The organism is Picosynechococcus sp. PCC 7117 (genome assembly GCF_001693275.1).
In the GTDB taxonomy this organism is placed as follows: domain Bacteria; phylum Cyanobacteriota; class Cyanobacteriia; order Cyanobacteriales; family MRBY01; genus MRBY01.
The window spans coordinates 1,073,440-1,097,294 of the sequence record NZ_CP016477.1; the positions used below are offsets into that span (position 1 = coordinate 1,073,440).

Below are 23,855 nucleotides of genomic sequence, written 5' to 3' on the forward strand. Positions count from 1 at the left end.
TTGCTCTGTAAGTTTGCAATGGTAAAACAAATGATCTGGACACGACGCGTTTGGCAAGGGTTGGGTACAGTGGCTTTGGCGATCGCCTTCACGACCGCTTGCACCGAGGTTCCCAATGGAGATAATCAGCCCCCGGTGGTGAATGAACAGCCTCCCACTGAGAATAATCAGCCCCCAGACGGCGAAGATCCCACCGACAATAATCCAGATTCAAATCCTGGGGAAACGACGCCCCAGCCGACGGTTTATTGGCTTAAAGATGAAGGCGATCGCCTGGCTTTGGCTCCCGTCGAAGTGACCCCCACCGCAGAAACGCCCACAGGCCAACTCGAAAGCCTCTTTACCCAATTGCTCACAGAAACCCCAGGGGATGGCCTCAGTAGCACAATTCCCCCCGGTACCGAACTGTTAAGCCTGATTATCCAAGGGGATGGTATCGTGGTGAATCTGTCCGAAGAATTCCAGTTTGGCGGCGGCAGTGCCTCGATGATTGGTCGCGTTGCCCAGGTGCTCTATACGGCCACTAGCCTTGATCCCACCGCCGGAGTCTGGTTCCAAATCGAAGGGGAACCTTTGGAAGTGCTGGGGGGCGAGGGGCTAGAAATTGCCCAGCCCATGACCCGCGACATTTTCACAACGGACTTTGATCTTTAATTAGCCTCTCAATTAGCCCATTTCAAAGATGAGGCTGACCTTTTCGCCCCGGCCAAAATCGAGGCGATCGCCGTTTTGCAGCAGATGTTTTTCCTTGGGTTCCAACAAAGTGCCATTGAGGTAAGTGCCGTTGGAACTCCCCACATCCAGGATGTAATACTCAAAACCATTATCACTCCACAAATTTGCGTGGAGTCGGGAGACAACATCGCTATTGGGCAACGGCGATAAATCAACTTCCGGCGGATATTGGGGATTCGGTTTACCAATGTGGACAATGGAAACCTTCGGGATCGCCAGCACCGTATCCGTTTGCACATGGCGAAATTGGGGTTGGGGTAGCTGTAGGGTCGTCGCCCCGGCGTCGGTAGGGACTGGCTCTGGTGGTGCGACCGTCCCAGGGAGTAAACCCATTTCTGTTTGTACGTCCTGGTAAGCCCGTTTAATCAGGTGGGTCGCCACCGTTTGAATGCCGGTATGGGTAAAGTAATTGGTGGTTTGATCCAAAAAAGCAGCCACTAAATCGAGATTGTCGTCGGCAAATTCAATAAATCGCCCCAACTGACTAAATACAGAGCTACGGGACACACCGGTTTTCGCGATCCAGTTTTGCATCCAGCCCCGCACAGCCTCGAAATTTTCGCTTAAAAAGCCCAGCTTGGAAGCGGTATCTTCCCCTGGCAGAGCCGAACCAAGTACCGTATAACCGCTATTATTTTGCACTTCGGTTTGATCGACCTGGCCAATGATGCTGTGGACTTTTTCGAGGAAATCCGGCCCCAGGGGTAAAAGGCCATCAACACAAACAAGGGTTCCCATGCGCACCAGGGCGGCACCCCGATAGTTTTCTTGGAGGGCCTGGGCGAGAACCTGGGGGTTTGCCTGGGGGAGGCCGTTTAGTTTGCAGTAGGCGATCGCCTCGACGGAAATTTTCAGCACGAGATCGATGGTTTGGCTGGTGTCGGCCTTGGGGGTCAATTTACTGAGAAAGCCCAAAAGACCGATTTTTTCGCCAATTTTGTCGGCGAGGGCGGCAGTCCCCAGGGCCGTGTCAGCTCGATCGACGGTTTGGTACAGAAACACCGCACTCTGGTAACCGTTTTTTGGGTCATCGTAGAGGGCGATCGCCTTGTCCCGAATTCGTTGCAATACCTCTGGATTGGTCTCTTGGGTAATTTGGCGGATTGCATCGTCAAATCCCCGAAAATTTATCCATTCCCCTGGAAATAGGGTATCGAGAGCCGTCAAAACTTTTGTGGTGATGTTGTTTTCCGGCAGATTATCAACAAGGGTGACAATGGATTTGGCCATGACGCTCAGCTTCTCCAGGATGGCAGAGGGTTTTGTTGCCCATCGTAGCACCCTATTTGACGACGGTTCACAGTGGTGAATAAAAGATTATTAAGGCGATCGCCCGTCTCTCATTCCAGTAATAATTTTTCGGCGATCGCAATAAAATTCCTGCTTTACTCAATTAGTATTTGAGTATTTTCTGAACTGATTTGAATATCATCTAACTCAACTCTTTTAATGAAGCTTCAATTAATTCTTTACTGACGCCATGACGTTTAAGGCTTTCAATCAAAGCAGTAAGAGAATGATTTTCTAACTTCTCTAAATCAGCACGGAGTCCCTGCCCAATATAAGCGCGCACCAAAGGTTGATAACCAGAAAAACCCAGTAAAGGCGCGATACGCTTTAGGTCATCAATTACATCCTCTGGCATCCGCATCGTAATTGTTGTCATCGGACGATCTTTATCTAGCCGTTTTTTAAGGTCTTTAAACTTCATATAACTCACGCTCCTGTCGTGTTGCTTGACGGGCAGAAATAATCCGAATTATTTCGTCCTCTCTTTCGATATAGACTACAAAAAGCAATCTCCAATTTTGATCAAAGCCAATAACAGCATCACGATCTTCATCATTACGGCTCCCATCGACAAGCACTAGGAAAGGATCAAAAAATACCTCTGTCGCTTGCTGAAAGACAATGCCGTTCAGCGTATAAAAAATATTCCTACTTTATAAACCAATTATTATTACAGCCTGTTATGGCTTTTATTAGAATTTTCAGATAAGGTTAAGATGTCTGGAAAATATTTTTTGTTAGTTCTTTATGCCCAAATTTAAAGTAGTTTGTTTGCAGTTATAGGGAGAAGACTCTTCCAATGAATCTTGCATTGTCATTTTAATGAAGGATTCCTGTGACGCAAGAGCATTATCTAGTTCGTTTAGTTTCAAAAGAGAAACTAAGATCGCACAGCTCCGTGCTTGGCAATTTACAGATTTTTTTGGATTAAACTCTATATCCGTAAAGCCTTTGTACTGATATAAGTGACGAATCAAAAAATCCTGGTATGGCTGAAGCGCCGAAAGATAAAGCCAATCATAGAAAGATGTCTTAGGACTAAGAGGCCAATTACTCCCGAAAAAATTAAAACCTACTAACTTTCCAGAAGTTTTCAGTCGACTATCTTTTTTCGCAGTACGACTATCTTTAGTATATAAGTCTATGTATGGGCCACCATGCTCGAAGACTTTGCTGCCCTGGTAAGCTGACTCTATGCTGATATCTCCTTCTGGAGTAGCAATCTTAAGATTAAAAGCGCTAAGACGTTGACCCAGCTTCTCCTCTGACTTCGTAGAAACTTCGAGGATTGGAAATAAGCTCTTACGCTTTGCGGAAGCATGAAGAGCCATAACATTTTTTTTCTTTTGAGTAGGTGAAAAACCCGGGTTCCACTCAAAATCGCATTGCATCTCATCGACAAGATGGCTTTTGTTGCTAACGGGTAGATATACTGGTCGTTTAGCCATAATGTTAACAGTCTATGTTACGTAGTAGATGATGTAATCAAGAGGTACGGACTTTGGCACAAGAATTTCTGATTTTTTTGCTAAGTTTCGCCGCTCCCTTACCTTGGGATCGCCCCAGTCTAGCCGAGAATATAGAACCTCAAAGTCAATTTGCTCTGCTGCCTGATTGGCATCAAGTATCGGTACACCAGACTTATTTGATACGTCAGCACAATACCGTACTCCAGGAATTTTCAAAACATCAATTTTTATTTTTAGCCATGCCGATGATTTAATGCGTCCATCTTCAGTTGCACAATAGTGCATTGGATGTTCTTTTAAGAAACAAAGATGAACATATTGATTAAGACCTTTACTCAAATCTGCGTCATGACTCCATTGATTTCCGCCAGGTGCAGGTACTTGTATACCACGACTCTGTAGTTCAGCATGTGACAACAATCCACCGTTATCTTTGATAGATTGTATATTGGCTTTGTCTGTAAAGTGCCAAACACTGTCGATATTATATTTTCGTATGATTTCATCCATAATTTTCAAGGCTGACCAGAAAGCATCATTTATCATTACAACAACTGCTCTGACAAATAACTCAGAGTTTGACTATCACGATTCTCCAAATCTCAATTAATAATACCTATAAGATAACCAGTGCGTCTTTACATCGTCAATACAAAATTCGCCAAAAAAAAGGTGGGACGAACCCACCCAGTCTAGATTAAGTTTGAGTTGATGCTTTAGCCATCAATTCCTTCAATACGGTCTTCAACTTCCTGATAAAGCTGTTGTAAACGCTCAAGGTTTTCATCGCTGGTTTCCCAGTACCCACGTCCATTCACTTCCAGTAACGTGCTGACCATCCGGCGGAAGGAATTGGGGTTCAAATCCATCAGACGCTTACACATTTCTTCGTCTTTGATGAAGGTTTCGTTGGTATCTTCATAGACCCAGTTATCTACCGCATCTGCCGTTGCCGACCAACCCATCGTATTCACCAGGCGCTTAGACAGTTCTCGCACCCCTTCATAACCGTGGGAGAGCATGCCCTCGTACCACTTGGGATTAAGGAGTTTTGTCCGCGCATCAAGGCGTACCGTTTCAGAGAGAGTCCGTACCTGAGCGTTGGCAGTGGTGGTATCAGCAATATAAGCAGAAGGTTTCTTGCCATCATCCCGCAGAGAAGCAACGACCTTGGTCGGATCAGAGTCGAAGTAGTGGGAAACGTCCGTCAAACTGATTTCCGAAGAATCCAGGTTTTGAAAAGTAACATCCGCTTTCTTCAGGGAAGATTCAAACACCTTACGGTTTTCGTCCATTACCCCCGGATTATCGGAGTTGAAGGCGAAGGATTTCCGGTTCAGGTACATATCCTGGAGCTCTTTTTCCTCTTCCCAAGAGCTATTTTCAACGGCGAGGTTCACGTTAGAAGAATAAGAACCAGATGCGTTGGAGAAAATACGGGTTGCCGCTTGGCGAATGTTAATGCCCATTTCCTCGGCTTGTTCGAGGGCGTGTTTGCGCACATAGTTCATTTCGAGGGGTTCATTGGCTTCGGCGGCCATTTTCACGGCTTGATCCAAGAGGTTCATTTGGTTGATGAACAGGTCACGGAAGACGCCGGAACAGTTGACCACGACATCGATGCGGGGACGACCGAGTTCCTCGAGGGGAATTAATTCCAACTTGTTGACGCGACCAAGGGCATCGGGGACGGGTCTTGCACCGACCATCCACATGATTTGCGCCAAGGATTCACCGTAGGTTTTGATGTTGTCGGTTCCCCAGAGGACGCAAGCGATCGTTTCGGGATATTCGCCGCCGTTGTCGAGCTTTTGTCGCTCAATCAGGCGATCCACCACAACTTTTGCGGATTGGACTGCCGCAAGGGTCGGGATTGATTGGGGATCGAGGGCGTGAATATTTTTGCCTGTGGGGAGGACATTGGGGTTGCGGATCGGGTCGCCACCGGGGCCGGGAAGGACGTACTCACCTTCGAGGGCTTTGAGTAAACCGCCAAGTTCTTTGTCGGCACAAACCTGTTCGAGACAGAATTCAAGGTAATCGAAGAGGGGTTTGAGGAGTTCCTGATCGACGTTTTTGTAACCTGCTTCGTGGAGAGCTTCAACCCAAGGGGCTTTTTTGCCCATGTTGAAGAAGTTGAGCTTAGAAACCAGAGACACGCGACCTTCGGCGTTGACCTGTTCCATCACGAGGGCACGAACGGCGGCACGGGTCGCTTCAGTGATGTCCTGGAGTAAGTTCACATCTTCGAGGATGCCTTGATCACTGTTGCGATAAACGTCCTCCATGTTGCGCCCGATGCTCTTGGCGATGATCGTGGGGAGGCTCCAAATACCTTCTTCTTCGCGGTCTAGGCTGGCAATGTTCACCAGGGTGGCGATCGCCTCTTCGGCGGTGGGAGGCTTACCGATAACATGGAGACCACAGGGGAGCAGACGGGATTCAATCTCCATCAGCTTCCGGTAGACAATGCCCACCATGTTGTCTCGCTCATCCTGAGACATTTGGGCCGCATCTGTTTCAGGGATCTCAATATCCTTATCAAGGTTACAGATCCGCGCTTGATCCATGATCGTATTCACAATTTGCACGCCCCGCGCCCCATCCTTGAGGGTTTGGTAGGAGCCGATCAACTCGCTAAGTTCTTTTAAGCCCTTGTACAGACCCGCATTTTCTGCCGGGGGAGTCAGGTAGGAAATGGTATTCGCATAACTGCGGCGTTTGGCGATCGTTGCTTCCGAAGGGTTATTGGCGGCGTAGTAATAGATGTTGGGAATATTACCGATCAAATTGTCGGGATAGCAATCGCCAGACATCCCCATTTGCTTACCAGGCATAAATTCGAGGGAGCCATGGGTACCGAAGTGCAGCACCGCATCTGCGCCCCAAACCCGCTCAAGGTAAGTGTAGTAGGCAGCAAAGCCATGGTGAGGACTAGCGGAACGGGAGAACAAGAGGCGCATCGGGTCGCCTTCGTAGCCAAAGGTGGGCTGGACACCAATAAACAGATTGCCGAAATGCTTCCCATAGATCAGCAGGTTTTGACCGTCGCTGTTGAGTTCACCGGGAGGCGTACCCCAATTTTCTTCCAGGCGTTTGGAATAGGGGGTCAGTTCTTCATATTCCGGCACACCCATGCGATAGGCGATGTTTAACTCAGGGGAAGCGTATTGCGCCTGGGCATCATGAATGATCAGCTCTAACAGCTCTTTGGGGGTTTCAGGGATATCTTGAATATCGTAGCCGTTGTCCCGGAGACCCTTCATTACTTCATGGATCGAGCCAAAGACATCGAGGTAAGCGGCAGTACCGATATTGCCTTTGTCGGGGGGGAAGCTAAAAATTGTAATGGCGAGTTTTTTCTCTAGCTTGGGCTTCTTCCGGAGGTTTGTCCATTTCAAAGCACGGGTGGCGATCGCCTCGACGCGATCTTGTAGCGTAATCGCCCGACCTGTAGCCCCGTCACGACCAGAAAGAATAATTGGTTCAATTGCCCCATCCAGTTCAGGGATCGCAATTTGGAGCGCCACTTGGATCGGGTGCAGACCGAGATCACTCTCTTCCCACTCCTCTGTGGTTTGGAAGACCAAGGGCAGCGCCACCATATAGGGACGGTTCAACCGCTTGAGGGACTCAATGGCTTTGGGATGATCCTGACGTGCCGGGCCACCGACGAGGGCAAAACCAGTTAGGGAAACCACCGTATCCACCAGAGGTAATTTTTCGACTCCGGCGACCGTATTATCCCAGAAAAATTCATCGACTGGCTTTGAGAAATCGAGACCCCCGGCAAAGATGGGGATCACCTTTGCGCCGCGATATTCCAACTCCTGGAGCATGGCGACGTAGTGGGCATCATCTCCGGTGACGAGGTGTGTCCGTTGCAGCACGAGGCCAATGCAAGGGGCGAGGGGATCCTTCAGTTCGTCACTAATATCGTCGCGGCCGTTGTACCACTGGAGATATTCCTTGGTGTCTTCAAACATTTTCGGGGCGAGGGGATGCCAAATGCCCATATCGGGGTAGACTACCGGCTCGGCATAATCGGCCTTATCGAGCTTCTCAGCCCCCTTGAGGATGTACTTGTCGGTCATCATCAACAGGAAGTTTTCCAAGTTATCGGGGGAACCACCCAACCAGTATTGGAAAGACAACATGAAGTTGCGGGCATCCTGGGCTTTTTCAACAGGCAAATATTTTAAAACCTTCGGCAATGTCCGGAGCAGCTTGAGCATGGCATCTTGGAAGGAAGCACCGGATTTTTCCTTCCGCTTTTTCATAAATTCGCCAATAGCACTCTTGGATTGTCCCAACTGTGCCATGGAAAAAGTGCCCATTTTGTTGAGGCGCATCACTTCCGGCATGGAAGGGAAAACAATCGCCGCATCAAGGTTATCCCGGTGGGGCGTCACAGCTTCAACCACCTTTTGGGCGAGGTCTTCGATGAAGATCAAGGAGGCAATAAATAAATTGGCTTGGGCGACTTCCCGTTTGAACTCTTCGTAGTTATCGGGGTCACGCAGTTCTTCAATCAGATAACCACTAATTTCAACCGCAATCTTTGGGTGGTTCGCGTTAATCGCTTTTACCGCAGCAGAGAGGGCACTCTGGTACTGGGACTCCAACACGACATAGACCACCTTCACTAACGTGCGATTATTGATGTCATCTGGTTTGATGTGGCGAATGGCGGACTTGACGTTAGTGAACATAAATGGTGAGTCTCCTTTACTTGGACAAGTAGATGGATATTAAAAATTTATAACTATTCTCCTGCTCATCATCACATTATATGGAGCAGAAGCTGCTGTTCTGATAGTGAGCAAGCTGAAGGCACTTAAAGAGTTTTAGCAAAAAATGCTGGTTGGCCTAGGAAAGGCTGGCCATTCTGACACAATTTGATAAACCAAACTTAATTTTTTGTCATATTCCTTGACATTTGTAGTGCCCATTGGAGAAAAGCTGATTTGTCGTCCACCTGACGCATCGGGCCGCTTTACTTTCAGGGGGCACCGTGGGATATTCAGGGCATTGTGCTGTTGTTCGTTTAAGTCTTGGAGCGACGGAAAAATGTTGTTTGAGCCTTATTTTTGGTTGCATGTTGCGGGCTTGGCTTTGCTGCCTTTGATCTGGTCTTTGTTGGCGATCGCCTTGGCGATTGGCATCCCGTTTCCCGTGGCCAATATTGAATTGGGCTTAATTGTGCTCCTGGGGGGAGTCCCGGTGTGGCTCCTGCAAATCCTGCGGCCTTGGCAACCCTTCAGTCTCTTTGTGTTTCAAATTCCGCCAGAACGCCTTGATGAACGGCAACGGCAAATTTTACGGCTCGTGCAGGGAACCCGGCAGCCAATTTTAAATGTCCTGGGGGCGATCGCCATGGTGATTTTGCTGTGGCAGGTGGCCCATTATGCACCCCTTGCAGTGGGACTGACGGCGGGTCTCCCCCAATGGCATATTCTGGGCTTATTCGCCGCAATCCTGCTGTTCTTCTTGGGGAATATTCTGTTACAAATTCCCTTGACCCTTTTGCCGACACTCTTTATTTCTGAAACAACGGCCCAGGCCATTGATCCCCATCCCACCGTGAGTATCCGGCGCGATTTTGCCTGTTGGGGCTTACCGTTGGGGCAACTGTTTCCCCCGAAACGCGCCTAGGGCGATCGCTACATTCTTTTAAGAATATCCAACAATATTTAACGCTCTTCTGGGGCGAGGGTTCTCACGGTAATCACCTGGGGAGGCGTTGCGTCGGGGGGATAGAAAAAGTCAATTTCGGCGGTGCGACTTGTGCCAGGGGGAATTTCCAGGGTGGCAAGGGGTTCTGAGCGTTGGCCCCGATGTTGTACTAGGTGGACATAGCGGGTAATCTGGCGTCGATATTCATTGGGATAGTTGATGCGGACAGTGCCTCGATAGAAAACACGGTTGGGGGGCGATTCAAAAAAGGAAAGGCGATCGCTATGGAGATCATCTTTAATCGGCGTTTGAAACGTTAGCGACGTCCACTGATATTCATCGCTCGTATTTTCAAGGGGGAAAGTCAGTTTGTAATGCACTAAATAGTTACCATGGCCCTGGAGCGCGGTATCAGGGTAACGGGTGAGCATGGGGGCGCTTTGGACTTGGTCGGTGCCGAAGGTGCCGGTGCTGGTGGTGCTAATGGGGAAAGAAATCGCTTCGCCGGGGGCGGGGATTGCTAAACTCTCTGCGTCTGGATCGGTGACGGTGGCTTCCCACTGACTACCGACGGAAATACCTGCAACCCGACCATAAATAATGCGACCAGGATCTTTACTGGGAACTGGGGGCAGATCCCGGGGTTCTACAAGCTGACCTTGGGTGAGGAGCGATCGCCATTCATTGAGGCTGGGGGGACGGGAGCGGACAGCTTTTCCTTCGACAATACTGCCATTATTGCTAATACTGCTGGTGGCAATTTCTTCGCGGACTTCATATTTCGCTAAATTTGCCAAGTAAACGCTACCATCCGTTTCCACTTGTAAGTAGGTAGAGCGAGCACCGCTAACCGGGATCGGGAGATTCACCAAAACCACGGTGCTATAGGGGGGAATACGTAGAATCTCTGGGAATTGCGTTTGGCTTTTGCCCCGGAGGGTATCGCTCACCAGTCGGGAGCCAGGGCCGGAATAAACATGACCCTGGGGATCTTCAACGAAGGGCAATAGTTCGCGGAAGGGGGCATCTTTACTATTGAGGTAACTAATGCCTTGGAGAATTTTGAGGGTGCGGGGACTTCCAGTCGGATTGTTGACCAACAAGCCTTGGTACAGGGTGCGCTGCTCCGTGGCGGGACGGGAAATGTGGTGGGTAAAAATATCAAAGCGTCCTTCGAGGGGGGTTTCGAGGTGGGCGATCGCCTGGCTTTTTCCTGCCTTTGGGAAGGTCGATAATAAAATGCCTTCCTGGGCAATGACTTCAGGGCTGTTGCTGTTAAAGACCGGAATTTCATTGAGACTCCCCGGCAAAGGGCGCACCTCTTGGGGTTCCGTCACGATGGCCGCCGGCGATCGCCCCACAGAAGACCCCTGATCTTCCCCTGGTTGTGGTACTTGGTGGGGGAGTAACTCTTCCTTCGACCTGTTCTCTTGGGCCACCAATAAAGGGGCAGATTCCTGGGCAATGAGCAAAGAAGCAAACAGGTCAAACATGGACTCTATCAAAAAAAGTAAATTTAGAATAAACCAAAGTGCAGTGGCACTGAATCATTATCGCGGCTCTAAGTTCCCGATGCGCGGTGATCAATCAGTGGTCAAGGGGCACAATTTCAGACAAAACCGTAACTTCTTTGGCATGATGGGCTAGGGATTTTAATTGCTAAATAGTTGCTAAAACTCTCCACTTTAATCAGACTAGACCACAATGTTGAGAATTTTAAGGGTATTTTCACTATTAGATCGCTACATTATGGCGCAACTTGTGGGACCTTTCCTGTTTGGGTTAGGAATTTTCACGAGTTTGGGCCTCACCATCGGCGTTCTCTTTGAGGTAATGCGCAACGTGGTCGCCAATGAAATCACCTGGGCGATCGCCTTCCAAATTCTCGCTCTCCGTCTCCCAGAATTTCTCGTCCTCGGCCTCCCTATGGCAACCCTACTGGGTACCCTCACCGCCTACAGTAGTTTGTCTTCCTTTAGTGAAATTATCGCCTTACGGAGCGTTGGTTTGCCCCCTTTACGGCTGATATTGCCCGGTCTGCTTCTGGGGTTACTGATTACGGGCATCACCTTTGGCCTCAACGATTGGATTGTCCCCCAGACCACGAAACAAGCCAGCACCATTGCCAACATTGCTCAGGGTGAAGCAACCATTGACTACCAAGAAAAAAATATCATCTACCCCGAATATCAACGGGTAAAAACGGCCACTGGTAACCGTGAAATCCTCAAAACCCTCTTTTATGCCGAGACCTTCGATGGCACCCAAATGAACAATCTCACCATCCTCGATCGAGCTGCCGTCGATACCCAAAGAATTATCACGGCTGCCGCCGCCCAGTGGAATGCCAATGAACAGGGTTGGCTGGTGCAGGATGGCAGTATTTATCAAATTGGGGCCAATGGTTCCTTTAGTGATATTGAGCAGTTTGAAACTAACTTTTTAAATCTGTCTGATGCCCCTTTGATCCTTGCGACCCGCTGTCAACGTCCCAGTGAAATGACCCTCCAAGTCATTGATGTTTGTTTAGAAAGCCTCAAGTTAAGTCGTAATGAAAGGCGGATCCGGACGCTCCAGGTGAGAAAACAAGAAAAATTTTCCGTCCCCTTTGTCTGCATTGTCTTTGCGATGGTCGGCTCGGCCATTGGTCTGCGCCCGCAAAACTCAAGCCGAGCGACCAGTGTTGGCCTATCGGTGGCCATCGTTTTTGCCTACTATCTCATTTCTGTGATTTCCAGTTCCATGGGCGTCTGGGGAACGATTACGCCGTTTATGGGGACGTGGTTTCCCAATCTCCTGGGGTTAGTGGCCGCAGGGACAATTCTCTGGCGGACAGGCTAGGCAATATTGTCACAAACAAAAAAGAGGTAGGGGATAAACCTACCTCCAAAACGTTTTACTGAAAAGAATCAGTCTATGACCAGACCCAAGGTTTTAACCTAGTACTGTCTCAGCGGTTTTAACAACGTTGTCCACGGTGAAACCAAATTTCTCCATGACCACACCACCAGGAGCGGAAGCACCGTAGGTGTCAATGCCGATGACAGCGCCTTCAAAGCCAACGTACTTGTACCAGCTCATGGTGGCACCAGCCTCCACGGCAACCCGTTTGGTTACAGCTTTCGGCAGGACGGACTCTTGGTAGGCGGCATCTTGCTCTTCAAAGCGTTCCACACAGGGCATGGAAACAACACGGACATTTTTACCGTTTGCCCGGAGTGCTTTTGCTGCTTCGACACAAAGATGCACTTCACTCCCTGTACCAATCAAAATCAGATCAGGGGTGCCTTCGCTATCGGAAAGGATGTAGCCACCTTTTTCAGCATTTTCGATGGAACTGCCTTCGAGGTTGGGGAGACCTTGGCGGGTGAGGGCTAATAGGGTCGGCGTTGTCGCACTTTCCACAGCAACTTTATAGGCACCGGAGGTTTCGTTGGTATCTGCCGGACGATAAACATAGAGGTTCGGCATCGCCCGCAGAGAAGCAACATGCTCGATCGGTTGGTGGGTGGGGCCGTCTTCTCCAAGGGCAATGGAGTCGTGGGTCATTACCCAAATGACCCGTGCTTCGGACAGGGCCGATAAACGGATGGAATTCCGCATGTAGTCGGAGAACACAAGGAAAGTGGCTCCGTAGGGGATTAAACCTGTACCGTGGAGGGCGATGCCATTACAGATCGCGCCCATGGCGTGTTCCCGGACGCCGAAGTGGACATTGCGGTTTTCGTAGGCACCTTTTTGGAAATCGCCAGAAACGTGGATTTCTGTCAGGTTGGAGTGAGTCAAGTCCGCAGAACCACCGATCAATTCTGGCAATACCGGGGCGATCGCATTCAGGGTTACTTCGGAGTGCTTACGGGTCGCAAGACCTTTATCGGCGGGCGTTGCGGTGGGTAAAGCGTCAGCCCAGTTTGCGGGGGGCTTCCCAGAAAGAATCCGCTCTAATTCTGCAGCCTCCTCGGCATATTTTGTTTTGTAAGTGGCCCATACTTGGTTCCACTCTGCTTCGGCGCTGGCACCCCGTTCAACGGCTTTCCGGAAATGGTTGAGGGCATCTTCAGGCACTTCAAAAGGCCCATAGTTCCATTCGAGGGATTTACGGGTCAGTTCAATTTCGTCGGCACCGAGGGCTGCCCCGTGTACCCCAGCGGTATCTGCTTTGTTGGGGGAACCGTAACCAATGGTCGTTGTGATTTTGATCAAAGAGGGCTTGTCAGTCACTGCCTTAGCCGCTTCAATGGCTTTGGCGATCGCCTCAATGTCATTGTTGCCATCTTCTACATGGAGCACGTGCCAACCGTAGGACTCATAACGCTTACACACATCTTCGGTAAAAGCAATGTCCGTGGAGCCGTCGATGGAAATATGGTTGTCGTCGTAGAGGGCAATTAATTTGCCCAGACCCCAGTGACCCGCAATGGATGCCGCTTCCCCGGAGATTCCTTCCATGTTGCAACCATCACCCATGATCACATAGGTGTAATGGTCAAAAATTTTGGCATCGGGCTTGTTGTAGCGGGCTGCGAGGTGTGCTTCCGCGAGGGCGAGGCCGACGGCATTGGCGATCCCTTGGCCGAGGGGGCCAGTGGTTACTTCTACACCAGGGGTCTCGAAGTTCTCAGGGTGACCAGGGGTCTTCGATTTCCATTGACGAAATTGCTTGATGTCTTCGAGGGAAACACTGTCATAGCCAGCCAAGTACATCAAGGCATACTGCAGCATCGAACCGTGACCCGCTGACAAAACAAAGCGATCGCGGTTAACCCATTTCGGATTTTTGGGGTTGAACCGCATAAATTTGTCCCAGAGGGTGTAGGCCATGGGAGCGGCGCCCATCGGTAAACCGGGGTGACCAGATTTTGCCTTCTCGACGCCATCAATTGCTAAAAAGCGAATTGCATTAATACAAAGCTGATCTATAGATTGGGTTGCAACGGTCATAGTGAAAATTTCTGACAGTAAACGACAAATAAAGAAAAACTATAGGGAGTTGTTAGACCATCAAGAAGCGCAAATTGCCCTCCTCAAAATCCCCCCCATCATCCCACTGTTAGGATCACTGGGCAAGAATGATTCTGTCAAATCGCTAACATTTACTCGGACTAAATTTATTCCGGGCGATATTTCTTAAACGCAAGGGTAACGTTATGGCCGCCAAATCCAAAAGAGTTAGAAAGGGCAACTTCAACTGGGTGTTCGCGGCTTTCGTTGGGAACGTAATCTAAATCGCAACCTTCCTGGGGATTTTCGAGGTTGATCGTCGGCGGAACGCGATCATTGGCGATCGCCATCACTGTGGCCACCGCCTCAATGCCCCCAGAGCCACCCAAGAGGTGACCGGTCATAGATTTTGTCGAACTCACTAAAATTTTGTAAGCCTGGTCACCGAGGGCTTTTTTAATGGCTTTCGTTTCTGTGATGTCATTGGCTGGAGTGCTGGTGCCGTGGGCATTTACGTAGTTCACTTGGTTCGGAGCCAAGCCGCCATCCTTGAGCGCCAATTCAATCGCCCGGGTTGCCCCAGCGCCATCGGGGGTCGGTGCCGTCATGTGGTAAGCATCGCAGGTCATGCCATAACCAACGATTTCCCCGTAGATTTTTGCCCCCCGTGCCAGGGCATGCTCTAGCTCTTCCAGGATTAAAATGCCCGCCCCTTCACCCATCACAAAGCCATCGCGATCTTGATCAAAAGGACGACAAGCGTGTTTCGGATCATCATTACGGGTCGATAACGCCCGGGCCGAGGCAAATCCCGCAAAACTGAGGGGGGTTACAGCTGCCTCGGTGCCCCCAGAAATCATCGCTTTCGCGTAACCCTGTTGAACGAGTCGGAAAGCTTCCCCAACCGCATTGGAACCTGCGGCACAGGCCGTCACAGTACAGCTATTGGGGCCTTGGGCACCGGTATGGATCGCCGTCAATCCCGCCGCCATATTAGCAATCATCATCGGAATCATGAAGGGGCTACAGCGGCTGGGGCCTTTCTCCAGGTAAATTTCCTGCTGGTCTTCCATCACCTTAATCCCGCCGACGCCAGTGCCGATCATTACGCCGATATCAGGGGCATTGTCAGCATTGATCTCTAGGCCAGCATCGGCGAGGGCTTGTTTACTGGCAGCTACAGCGAACTGGGAGAACCGATCCATGCGTTTCGCTTCTTTTTTCGGGATGAATGCGAGGGGATCAAAGCCTTTTACTTCACCTGCAATGCGACAGGCATGTTGGGAAGCGTCAAATGCGGTCACGAGGTCAATGCCATTGCGACCGGTCATGAGTCCTTCCCAATACTCCTCTAGGGTATTACCAATCGGGGTGATCGCACCTAAACCGGTGATTACAACGCGATACGGAGATGAGTGTGCCATGGCTGATTTGAGTGGTTTTGCAGTGGGAAAAAAGGCTTGTGCATCCAAAGGAAGCGACAATCAATCATAAAAACTAGCGAGAAAGCCGCGATAACTTTTGGAAGTTCGCAGCTCTGGAAGTTGAGGTTAAACTGACTAGACTAAATGGCTTAGTTGACGCCAGTTTTTTCAGCGATGATGTTAACTGCTTCTCCCACCGTAGTGATTTTTTCAGCAACATCGTCGGGAATATCGATATCAAATTCCTCTTCGAAGGCCATGACCAGCTCGACTGTGTCAAGGGAGTCTGCATCAAGGTCACTGATGAAGTTTGATTCGGGGCTTACGGAGTCAGCATCGACATCCAGCTGATCAACGATAATATTTTTAATTTTGTCAAAAATTTCCTGGTTCATTGATGATTCCTAAAAATCTACCTGAGCGGTTCCCATACTTTGTTAAAGAATATGAGCGCTCATAAATTTAGCATTTTGTTGTGCTGACTAAAAATAGACTTATTAAATTAACATAAGCTGGAGTTTATTGTATCGGATGCTGGTTCCCTTCCGAGGCGATCGCCGCAAAAATAATTTTTTAGAGATGATTGTCAGGGAGGAAGGCAAGTGGATAAACTGATTGGGGTATTTCAGAGAATATATAAAGCATGTCAGCCATCCGCACGCTACACCAACAACTCATTTCAAAGGAACGTACTGCTGTCGAAATTTTGACGGAAACGTTTGCTCATATCGAAGCGGTGGAACCCAAGGTTAAAGCGTTTTTGACCCTGACTAAGGAGCAGGCCTTGGCCCAGGCGGCACAAGTGGATGCAAAAATTGCAGCGGGGGAAACCATTAGCCTCCTAGAAGGCATTCCCATTGCGATTAAGGATAATCTCTGTACGAAAGGCATTCAGACGACCTGTGCTTCGCGCATCCTCGAAGGCTTTGTGCCGACCTACGAATCGACAGTCACCCAGAAGTTGCAGGAAGCTGGGGCGATCATGGTGGGCAAAACCAATTTGGATGAGTTTGCCATGGGGAGTTCAACGGAAAATTCTGGCTATCAAGTGACGGGCAACCCTTGGGATGTGACGCGGGTACCGGGGGGATCCTCCGGGGGGTCAGCGGCGGCAGTGGCAGCGGGAGAAGCGCCGATCGCCCTGGGTTCAGATACTGGTGGCTCGATTCGACAACCGGCGTCTCTATGCGGGGTTGTGGGCCTTAAACCGACCTATGGTCTGGTGTCTCGTTTTGGCTTGGTGGCCTATGCGTCTTCTCTGGATCAAATTGGCCCCTTTGCGCGGACGGTGGAAGATACAGCAATTCTTTTAGAGGCGATCGCCGGCCATGATCCCAAAGATTCCACCAGTTTAGATGTAGATATTCCCCAGTATAGTCAGTTACTCCAGCCGGAACTCCCCAAGGATAAGCCCCTCAAAATTGGCATCATCCAGGAAACCTTCGGAGAAGGGCTCGATCCAGAAGTGGCTGAAGCGGTTCAAAAGGCGATCGCCCAATTCCAAGAGCTTGGTGCCGAAGTCGAAACCATTTCCTGTCCCCGCTTCCGTTACGGCTTACCCGCCTACTACATCATTGCCCCGTCCGAAGCCTCTGCAAATTTGGCCCGTTACGATGCCGTCAAATATGGCACCCGTAATGCTGCAGCCGATAACCTTGTTGATATGTACACCCAAACCCGGGCCGCTGGTTTTGGCCCCGAGGTAAAGCGCCGGATTATGCTCGGCACCTATACCCTCTCCGCTGGTTACTATGATGCCTACTACCTCAAAGCCCAGAAAGTACGCACTTTAATTAAAGAAGACTTCGATCAAGCCTTTGCCAAAGTGGACGTGCTCATTTGTCCCACTTCCCCCAGCACCGCTTTCAAAGCCGGCGAAAAAACCGACGATCCCCTCAGCATGTATCTCTCTGACTTGATGACTATTCCTGTCAATTTGGCAGGTCTGCCGGCCCTGAGTCTTCCCTGTGGCTTTGATGCCCAAGGACTCCCCATCGGGATGCAACTGATCGGCAATGTTCTCCGAGAGGATCTCTTACTCCAGGTGGCCCATGTCTATGAACAGGCAACGGCTTGGCACCAGAAAGAACCCCAGCTATAAAAAAAGCCCTTACACAAAACAAATTTAACAAATTCAACTTATCAGTCCCCCTCAATCACTGCAGGGGGATTTTTTTATGCCGTAAATGCCGCAGCAGAGCCCCAATCATCAAGATCAAAAAAAAGCGAACAGATAACCTGTCCGCTAATCAATCAACTAAATATTAATTGAATCTATACTTATCTAACAATAAGCAAGTTGATATAAATTACTTAACGCTTGCTTTTGCACCAGCATCTTCAAGTTGCTTCTTGATGGCTTCAGCATCTTCTTTGCCAGTGCCTTCTTTGATGGGCTTAGGCGCAGATTCAACCATTTCTTTGGCTTCCTTAAGACCGAGGCCAGTGATGCCACGAACAACCTTAAGAACGGCGATTTTCTTGTCAGCGGGAACTTCATCGAGAATAACGTCAAATTCAGTCTTCTCTTCAACTTCCTCAGCAGCAGCAGCACCGGGGGCAGCCATTACCATGCCACCAACGGGAGCAGCAGCGCTAACGCCAAAGGTTTCTTCGATTTGCTTAACTAATTCAGCTGCTTCGAGCAGGGTTAGAGATTGCAACTTCTCCAAAATTTCATCGGTAGTAGCAGACATTTAATCTATCTCCTTAGTGAATAAAAATTACGTTTAGAACAACGAGAAAGTTAGGCCGCAATGATAGAAATCACGCGACGTTGAGAGTTAGGCTGCTTCTTTTTCGGAAACAGCTTTGATGGCTCTGGCCAAAGAACCCGGTACTTCGTTGATGCCGATGGCGATTTTTGCAGTAACTGCATTGATCGCACCTGCAATCTGACCGTAAAGTTGGTCTTTGGTGGGCAGATCACCGAGGGCTTCGATTTGGTCGCTGGTTAAAGCTTGACCTTCCATAACGCCGCCACGAAGTTCGGTTTTCTTCGTTGCTTTGCGGAATTCTTTGTAAGCTTTAACGGCGGAAGCAACATCTTCTCCAGCAATTAAAAATGCGGAGGAATCTTTTAAGAGAGATTGCACAGGTTGCCACGTTTCGTCACCATCAACGGCAATATGCATCAGCGTATTTTTCGCAATTTTGCAATATGCCCCGGCAGGACGAAGGCGGTTACGCAAATCAGTGATTTCCGCAACGGTTAAACCCTTGTAATCAATCACAAAAGTAAGTTGTGCATCCTTGAGCAAATCCTTGATCTCAGCAACCAATTCTTGCTTATCTGCTAGCGATTTTCCCATTCTGTTCTCACCTCCTTTTTGGGGAAAGGTTATTAAAGTAGGGACAAAAAATAGACCCCAGCGACAATGCCAGGGTCACGCTCTTCTTCCAAGCAAACTTGGAAAAAACTTGTTTAGTCTTGTAGCGTTTTACCTCGGCAGGATATTAAGCGATCGCCCCTGCTGTCTCTGGCATGAATACAAATCTATTTAATTGTTTTGCCTAAGAAGACCTAGGCTTTTTCTTCAATGGAAAGATCCCGGAGGGCGTTGATATCCACCTGGATCGAAGGTCCCATGGAAGCAGACACATAAATGCTCCGCCAGTAACGACCTTTGGCCCCAGAAGGACGGTTCCGGTCGATGGTTTCCTGAAGAGCCTTTAAGTTTACCAGAAGATCTTCCGCAGCGAAAGAGGATTTACCAAAAAGCACGTGGACAATCCCTGCACGGTCAGCCCGGAACTCTTGTTTCCCTGCTTTAAAGGCGGCGATCGCCGTGGCAACATCCGTCGTCACAGTGCCACCCTTGGGCGAAGGCATCAAACCACGGGGGCCAAGCTGACGACCCAAACGAGCGACCTTCGGCATCATATCGGGCGTTGCGATCAAGACTTCAAAGTCCATCATGCCCTTCTGGATATCTTCAATGAGTTCCTCAGAACCAACGAGATCTGCTCCGGACTCTTCCGCAACCTTTACCTGTTCACCGCTAGTAATGACGGCGACCCGCACAGACTGACCTGTGCCTTTCGGAAAAGCAACGGTCGTTCTCAACTGCTGATCCGTGTATTTCGGATCAATCCCTAAACGGATGTGAGCCTCAGCCGTTTCATCAAACTTAGCTGTGGCAGTTTCTTTCAAAAGGGTCAAAGCTTCTAGAGGCTCATAGGCTCTATCTTCAACCTTTTCAAGCGCCTCACGAAGCCGACGAGATAATTTTTTTGCCATACTTACTCCTTGGGTACATAACGAGACACACGCCTCTCCCCAAACATAAAGATTAAAAACTTAACTGTTGTATCCAGTTTCCAAGCAGTTACTAATCCGTAACTGTAATGCCCATATTCCGCGCTGTACCGGCAACAATATTCATTGCTGCTTCGATATCGTTCGCATTCAAATCAGGCATTTTAGTTTGGGCGATTTCCTGCAATTGAGCCCGGGAGATAGAACCCGCCTTCTGCTTATTAGGCTGGGCAGAACCTTTCTCAACCCCAGCTGCCTTACGAATCAAGACAGAAGCGGGGGGCGTTTTCAGGATAAAGGTGAAACTCCGGTCTTCATATACCGAGATTTCTACAGGAATAATCATGCCTGCCTGGTCAGAAGTCTTCGCGTTGTACTCCTTACAGAAGGCCATGATGTTAACCCCATGCTGACCCAGGGCTGGCCCAACAGGAGGTGCAGGGTTGGCCTTACCCGCAGGCAAGGCTAATTTAATTACCGTAACAACTTTTTTTGCCATCGCTAGCTCTGTTTTTCCACTTGAGTAAATTCAAGTTCTACTGGCGTATCTCGACCAAAGATCGACAATAGAGCTTTCAGTTTGCTGCGCTCAGGGCTGACTTCAATGATCTCGCCTTCAAAATCCTTAAAAGGACCAGAAAGCACAAGAATTTTGTCGCCAATGGCCATATCGACTTTAACAGTCGGTTCAACAACCTGAGCTTGTTTAAAGATGCGCTCTACTTCAGACTTACTGAGAGGCACGGGTTTAACATGGCCCCGTCCCCGACCGTAGCTACGCTTCTGTTCGGCCCCAACAAAATTAATCACATGGGGCGTATTTTTGATAACCTGCCAAGCTTCATCATCTAGGGTCATCTGAATCAAGACATAACCAGGAAAAACTTTTTCTTCTCCATGTTGCCGACTGCCATCCTTACGGATTTTGACGGTTGGGGTTTGGGGAATCTGAACCTGAAAGATCCGATCCGCCACATCGAGAGTATGAATCCGTTGTTCAAGGTTTGCTTTGACTCTTTGTTCGCACCCAGATGCAACTTGGACGGCATACCAACGCGGTTTGGGTCCAGCTTGCGTTCCTGTGTATTCTTCTGAATGTTCCATAGAAAGTTAAAGAGTCTTTTAAAATACAGCACCTGAAACGAAAATGAAGAGATTGTCCACGACGTAGATAACAGTCGCAACAAGAATCACCATCAAAATGACAGCGGCAGATTCACTAATGAGCTGCTGGCGAGAGGGCCAAACAACCTTAGCTAGTTCTTCTTTTGTTTCATTGGCGTATTTCGTAACATCGAAACCTTCGGGCTTATTGGCTTCAGTCTCGACGGTCTTCTTTGTTTTGGCCACAATCAGAAACTCCTCCCAGAGCCACTGCAATACTTCAACTAAAGTTTAATGTAAATTGAAACGCGCCCTGGAGGACTCGAACCCCCGACATCAGGTTTTGGAGACCTGCGTTCTACCAACTGAACTAAGGACGCTTGGGTACTTGCTCTTAACAAGCCTTAGCAATCTTAGCACAGGTGGCAGGCTTTGTGCAAAACATTTTGAGCGAATCAAATGGATTACAAAAAGCCTAGATCGGGCGATCGAAACGTTGCTTGATCCGAGTTGCCTTACCAACGCGATCGCGCAAGTAATACAGTTTAGCCCGGCGGACTTTACCACGACGGATAACTTTGATGTTATCAACGAGGGGAGAGTGCAACAGGAAGACCCGTTCAACACCAATCCCTTGGAAAATTTTACGCACAGTGATGGTTTCGTTAATCCCACCATTGCGCATGGCAATAACGGTACCTTCGTAGGGCTGAACCCGTTCTTTGGTACCTTCTTTGATTTTGACTCCGACTCGAACGGTGTCGCCCACGTGGATGGTCGGGAGATCATCCTTGAGCTGTTCCGCTTCGATGGAGCGAATGATTGCTTCAGCGTTCATGGTTTTTCAAAAAACTCACAATTTATCAGTATATGTACAATACAACTTAAAGTCAAAATAAAACTCAGTTCCCTAAATTTAAAAGCTTAATAACTTCAAAAAAAAGTGAGCCGAAATCGACCCACTCTAAATACTCTTAGTTGTGAAGAACAACAATTCTCGGAAATCTCAATTTAAAAACTAAATCTAGTCCGAATTGCACCCACCACAATGGTGTCATTATTATCGTTATTGTTGGGGTTGAAAATGACATAAGCACCAGGAGTAATAGTGATATTGTCGTTCAACTTATAACGATACTGGAGCTCAGCAAGGTAAGAAGTGTCATCATTTTCACCAAGCGCATCAACGCCACTAGCGCTAGTTACCTTAGGCGGTTGACCGAAGATGAAGCCAAGAACGTTGCCATCGCCACCGACATCGAGGAGAGCCGCATTAACAGCCCAGTTCCAGATGTCTGCCTCGCCATCTCCTAATTCAAAGTCGGCTTTGGTGTAGCCAACCCAACCAGCAAGATTAAAACGAGAGCCGACCATCCAACTACCTTCGATACCAAAGTTGTTAGCAGTTGTGGCTTCATTCCCAAAGGGACGTCTTGGTAGACCATCAATGGTGCTAGCACTAAGGTTAACAGACCCAGATTTCTGATATGTGTTGGTGTAGGTGAGAGCCAGATCAATCTTGTCGGTGGGAGAGAATGCTAGCTGAGCCCCGGTAACATAGCTACCGTTGAAAAGGCCATTCTTTTCTTCAGGATTATTGACGTCGCCATCGTCGGCCAAATAAATACCGGAGAGAGTAAATCTATCACTGAGATTGTAGTTGAAACCGACACCAGCACCGTCAGAACCACGTAAAGTGAGCGGGTTACGGCGGCCAAAACGAGACAAAGCACCATCACCACTGCTTTCAAAATAAGGGTTAGTCGCGGTAAAGACATCATCGATACCCATGCCAATGGCACCTACGTAACCACGGGCTCTGGAACCGACAGGGAACCGATAATACAACTTAGAAATTTCGACATCATTCCCGTTATCACCGTCAAAACCAAGACGAGCAGTACGAGTTCCAGTCGCATCATTTAACTCAGCAACATTACCAGCTTCCAAACGAGTACGGAGGCGGTCTCTGCCAGTGAAGCTAGTGTCGAGATTTAGACGAACACGGTTGCTGAAAGTAATTTGATCATCAATGTCTTCGCCATCACTGTCAGCTTTCTCTTCACCGAAGGCACCAACAAGGTTAAAGAGCACTTCCCCACCGAGTTTGGTGGTAGTGGAGAATTGGTTGTCTTCGAGAAATTCAACGCGGCCTTCGAGGTCATCAACGCGAGCACCGAGGGTCGCAAGTTCGGCCTCAAATTCGTTTACGAGACGACGGAGTGCAGCGAGATCTTCGGGGGTTACTTCAGAAGTACCACTTTGAATCATCCGCTCGATTTGCTGTAAACAAGCGTTTAGGCCAGCAGCAAATTCATAACGGCTGAGGGGACGGCTACCACGGAAAGTGCCATCGGGATAACCAACGATACAGTTGTAGTTTTCGACTAGGTTGCGCAGTGCGTCAAAGGCCCAGTCAGAAGGAGAAACATCGCTGAGTTGGAAAACGCTATTAACCTGAGCGATGTCGTCTTGGCTATAGCTGTTGATTTGATCGAGAAGTTCAGTGTTGGCTTGGGCAGTGCCAGAAAAAGCTACGGTTGCACCTAGGGCAACGGAAGCGCCACTGAGAAAAGTTCTCACTGTTTTAGACATATTCGATTGAACCTCACACCTGAGATATTTTTTGACTTTGAGCTTGGGCATTTATGTTATTGATAAGCATGTTTTATTACTGCAAATCATTTTCAAAACGCCGCTTAGCAGTATAGCACCAGAAATTCACAACTTTCAATATCTGTAAAGTTGGATACGGGCTAGTTTATAGTTTGATGCACCTCTAGTGAACCAAAGGAGGATTAATATCGCCTTGATGTTGGATTAATGGCAGGTTAAAGATCCAAGAATAGACGGATAGTGGTGTGTTGGAAATGTGACAAAAAAGTTGACATAAACACAAAAGCGGTTAAGAAAATGCGTAAAGAGGCTTTCTAGGGGGGATTCTCTCGCTACAGTGAA

At 48.7% G+C, this 23,855-nt stretch carries 22 protein-coding genes, 1 tRNA gene and 1 other annotated feature; of the genes, 4 read left to right on the plus strand and 19 right to left on the minus strand.

Going from position 1 to position 23,855, the window contains the following annotated elements:
* The first annotated feature begins 18 nt into the window (after window positions 1-18).
* Window positions 19-654, plus strand: a complete 636-nt coding sequence (locus AWQ22_RS05185) for a GerMN domain-containing protein (protein ID WP_065710407.1) — start codon at window positions 19-21, stop codon at window positions 652-654.
* Window positions 655-666: 12 nt separating this feature from the next.
* Here AWQ22_RS05185 and AWQ22_RS05190 read toward each other — a convergent pair whose 3' ends face one another.
* The 6 genes from AWQ22_RS05190 to AWQ22_RS05215 all read right to left on the minus strand — a co-directional run bounded on the left by AWQ22_RS05190 (window position 667) and on the right by AWQ22_RS05215 (window position 8,206).
* Entirely contained in the window at window positions 667-1,965 is a 1,299-nt protein-coding gene (locus AWQ22_RS05190; protein WP_065711641.1) for an FHA domain-containing protein, read from the minus strand.
* A 202-nt stretch (window positions 1,966-2,167) separates the two neighbouring features.
* Window positions 2,168-2,446: a hypothetical protein gene (locus tag AWQ22_RS05195; protein ID WP_065710408.1), complete on the minus strand. Its 279-nt coding sequence runs from the start codon at window positions 2,444-2,446 to the stop codon at window positions 2,168-2,170.
* Window positions 2,436-2,669, minus strand: a complete 234-nt coding sequence (locus AWQ22_RS05200) for a BrnT family toxin (RefSeq protein ID WP_084448959.1) — start codon at window positions 2,667-2,669, stop codon at window positions 2,436-2,438. The genes AWQ22_RS05195 and AWQ22_RS05200 overlap by 11 nt, the downstream gene beginning before the upstream one ends.
* 93 nt (window positions 2,670-2,762) lie before the next feature.
* On the minus strand, window positions 2,763-3,473 hold the full coding sequence (locus AWQ22_RS05205; RefSeq protein ID WP_065710409.1) for a DUF6977 family protein: 711 nt from the start codon (window positions 3,471-3,473) through the stop codon (window positions 2,763-2,765).
* Window positions 3,474-3,485: 12 nt separating this feature from the next.
* The gene (locus AWQ22_RS05210; RefSeq protein ID WP_065710410.1) at window positions 3,486-4,040 is read right to left on the minus strand and encodes a DarT ssDNA thymidine ADP-ribosyltransferase family protein; all 555 of its coding nucleotides are present in this window, start codon (window positions 4,038-4,040) and stop codon (window positions 3,486-3,488) included.
* Between the two features lie 170 nt (window positions 4,041-4,210).
* Complete coding sequence (locus AWQ22_RS05215) at window positions 4,211-8,206, minus strand: magnesium chelatase subunit H (RefSeq protein WP_065710411.1); 3,996 nt, start codon at window positions 8,204-8,206, stop codon at window positions 4,211-4,213.
* 358 nt (window positions 8,207-8,564) lie between these two features.
* Between AWQ22_RS05215 and AWQ22_RS05220 the strand changes: the two genes are divergently transcribed.
* Window positions 8,565-9,149 (plus strand): low-complexity tail membrane protein, encoded by a 585-nt coding sequence (locus tag AWQ22_RS05220; protein WP_012306646.1) that lies wholly within the window; start codon window positions 8,565-8,567, stop codon window positions 9,147-9,149.
* A gap of 38 nt (window positions 9,150-9,187) precedes the next feature.
* Here AWQ22_RS05220 and AWQ22_RS05225 read toward each other — a convergent pair whose 3' ends face one another.
* The gene (locus AWQ22_RS05225) at window positions 9,188-10,663 is read right to left on the minus strand and encodes a DUF3370 domain-containing protein (protein WP_084448960.1); all 1,476 of its coding nucleotides are present in this window, start codon (window positions 10,661-10,663) and stop codon (window positions 9,188-9,190) included.
* A 256-nt stretch (window positions 10,664-10,919) separates the two neighbouring features.
* Between AWQ22_RS05225 and AWQ22_RS05230 the strand changes: the two genes are divergently transcribed.
* Window positions 10,920-12,011, plus strand: coding sequence for an LptF/LptG family permease (locus AWQ22_RS05230; RefSeq protein WP_232321503.1), 1,092 nt, complete (start codon window positions 10,920-10,922; stop codon window positions 12,009-12,011).
* A gap of 93 nt (window positions 12,012-12,104) precedes the next feature.
* On the opposite strand, the gene tkt is transcribed toward AWQ22_RS05230, so the two are convergent.
* The 3 genes from tkt to acpP form a co-directional block, all read right to left on the minus strand.
* Window positions 12,105-14,111, minus strand: coding sequence for a transketolase (gene tkt, locus AWQ22_RS05235; RefSeq protein WP_065710413.1), 2,007 nt, complete (start codon window positions 14,109-14,111; stop codon window positions 12,105-12,107).
* A 167-nt stretch (window positions 14,112-14,278) separates the two neighbouring features.
* Window positions 14,279-15,535: a beta-ketoacyl-ACP synthase II gene (gene fabF / locus AWQ22_RS05240; protein WP_012306650.1), complete on the minus strand. Its 1,257-nt coding sequence runs from the start codon at window positions 15,533-15,535 to the stop codon at window positions 14,279-14,281.
* A 149-nt stretch (window positions 15,536-15,684) separates the two neighbouring features.
* Complete coding sequence (acpP, locus tag AWQ22_RS05245) at window positions 15,685-15,930, minus strand: acyl carrier protein (protein WP_065710414.1); 246 nt, start codon at window positions 15,928-15,930, stop codon at window positions 15,685-15,687.
* Window positions 15,931-16,178: 248 nt separating this feature from the next.
* Here acpP and gatA point away from each other — a divergent pair, with 248 nt between their 5' ends.
* Complete coding sequence (gene gatA, locus AWQ22_RS05250; protein WP_065710415.1) at window positions 16,179-17,636, plus strand: Asp-tRNA(Asn)/Glu-tRNA(Gln) amidotransferase subunit GatA; 1,458 nt, start codon at window positions 16,179-16,181, stop codon at window positions 17,634-17,636.
* A gap of 208 nt (window positions 17,637-17,844) precedes the next feature.
* Here the strand turns inward: gatA and rplL are convergent, their stop codons facing one another.
* The 9 genes from rplL to AWQ22_RS05295 all read right to left on the minus strand — a co-directional run bounded on the left by rplL (window position 17,845) and on the right by AWQ22_RS05295 (window position 23,492).
* Complete coding sequence (gene rplL, locus AWQ22_RS05255; RefSeq protein WP_030007220.1) at window positions 17,845-18,231, minus strand: 50S ribosomal protein L7/L12; 387 nt, start codon at window positions 18,229-18,231, stop codon at window positions 17,845-17,847.
* Window positions 18,232-18,318: 87 nt separating this feature from the next.
* The gene (rplJ, locus tag AWQ22_RS05260) at window positions 18,319-18,846 is read right to left on the minus strand and encodes a 50S ribosomal protein L10 (protein ID WP_012306654.1); all 528 of its coding nucleotides are present in this window, start codon (window positions 18,844-18,846) and stop codon (window positions 18,319-18,321) included.
* A 38-nt stretch (window positions 18,847-18,884) separates the two neighbouring features.
* Window positions 18,885-19,036, minus strand: a sequence feature (ribosomal protein L10 leader region).
* A gap of 22 nt (window positions 19,037-19,058) precedes the next feature.
* On the minus strand, window positions 19,059-19,775 hold the full coding sequence (rplA, locus tag AWQ22_RS05265) for a 50S ribosomal protein L1 (protein WP_030007219.1): 717 nt from the start codon (window positions 19,773-19,775) through the stop codon (window positions 19,059-19,061).
* A 91-nt stretch (window positions 19,776-19,866) separates the two neighbouring features.
* A complete protein-coding gene (gene rplK / locus AWQ22_RS05270) occupies window positions 19,867-20,292 on the minus strand; it encodes a 50S ribosomal protein L11 (protein WP_012306656.1) in 426 nt (141 codons plus the stop codon).
* A gap of 2 nt (window positions 20,293-20,294) precedes the next feature.
* Window positions 20,295-20,897 (minus strand): transcription termination/antitermination protein NusG, encoded by a 603-nt coding sequence (gene nusG / locus AWQ22_RS05275; protein WP_012306657.1) that lies wholly within the window; start codon window positions 20,895-20,897, stop codon window positions 20,295-20,297.
* Between the two features lie 18 nt (window positions 20,898-20,915).
* Window positions 20,916-21,143, minus strand: coding sequence for a preprotein translocase subunit SecE (gene secE / locus AWQ22_RS05280; protein ID WP_012306658.1), 228 nt, complete (start codon window positions 21,141-21,143; stop codon window positions 20,916-20,918).
* Between the two features lie 61 nt (window positions 21,144-21,204).
* Window positions 21,205-21,277, minus strand: a tRNA-Trp gene (locus AWQ22_RS05285).
* Between the two features lie 95 nt (window positions 21,278-21,372).
* Entirely contained in the window at window positions 21,373-21,735 is a 363-nt protein-coding gene (rplS, locus tag AWQ22_RS05290) for a 50S ribosomal protein L19 (RefSeq protein WP_012306659.1), read from the minus strand.
* Between the two features lie 173 nt (window positions 21,736-21,908).
* A complete protein-coding gene (locus AWQ22_RS05295) occupies window positions 21,909-23,492 on the minus strand; it encodes an iron uptake porin (protein ID WP_065711643.1) in 1,584 nt (527 codons plus the stop codon).
* Between the last annotated feature and the right edge of the window lie 363 nt (window positions 23,493-23,855).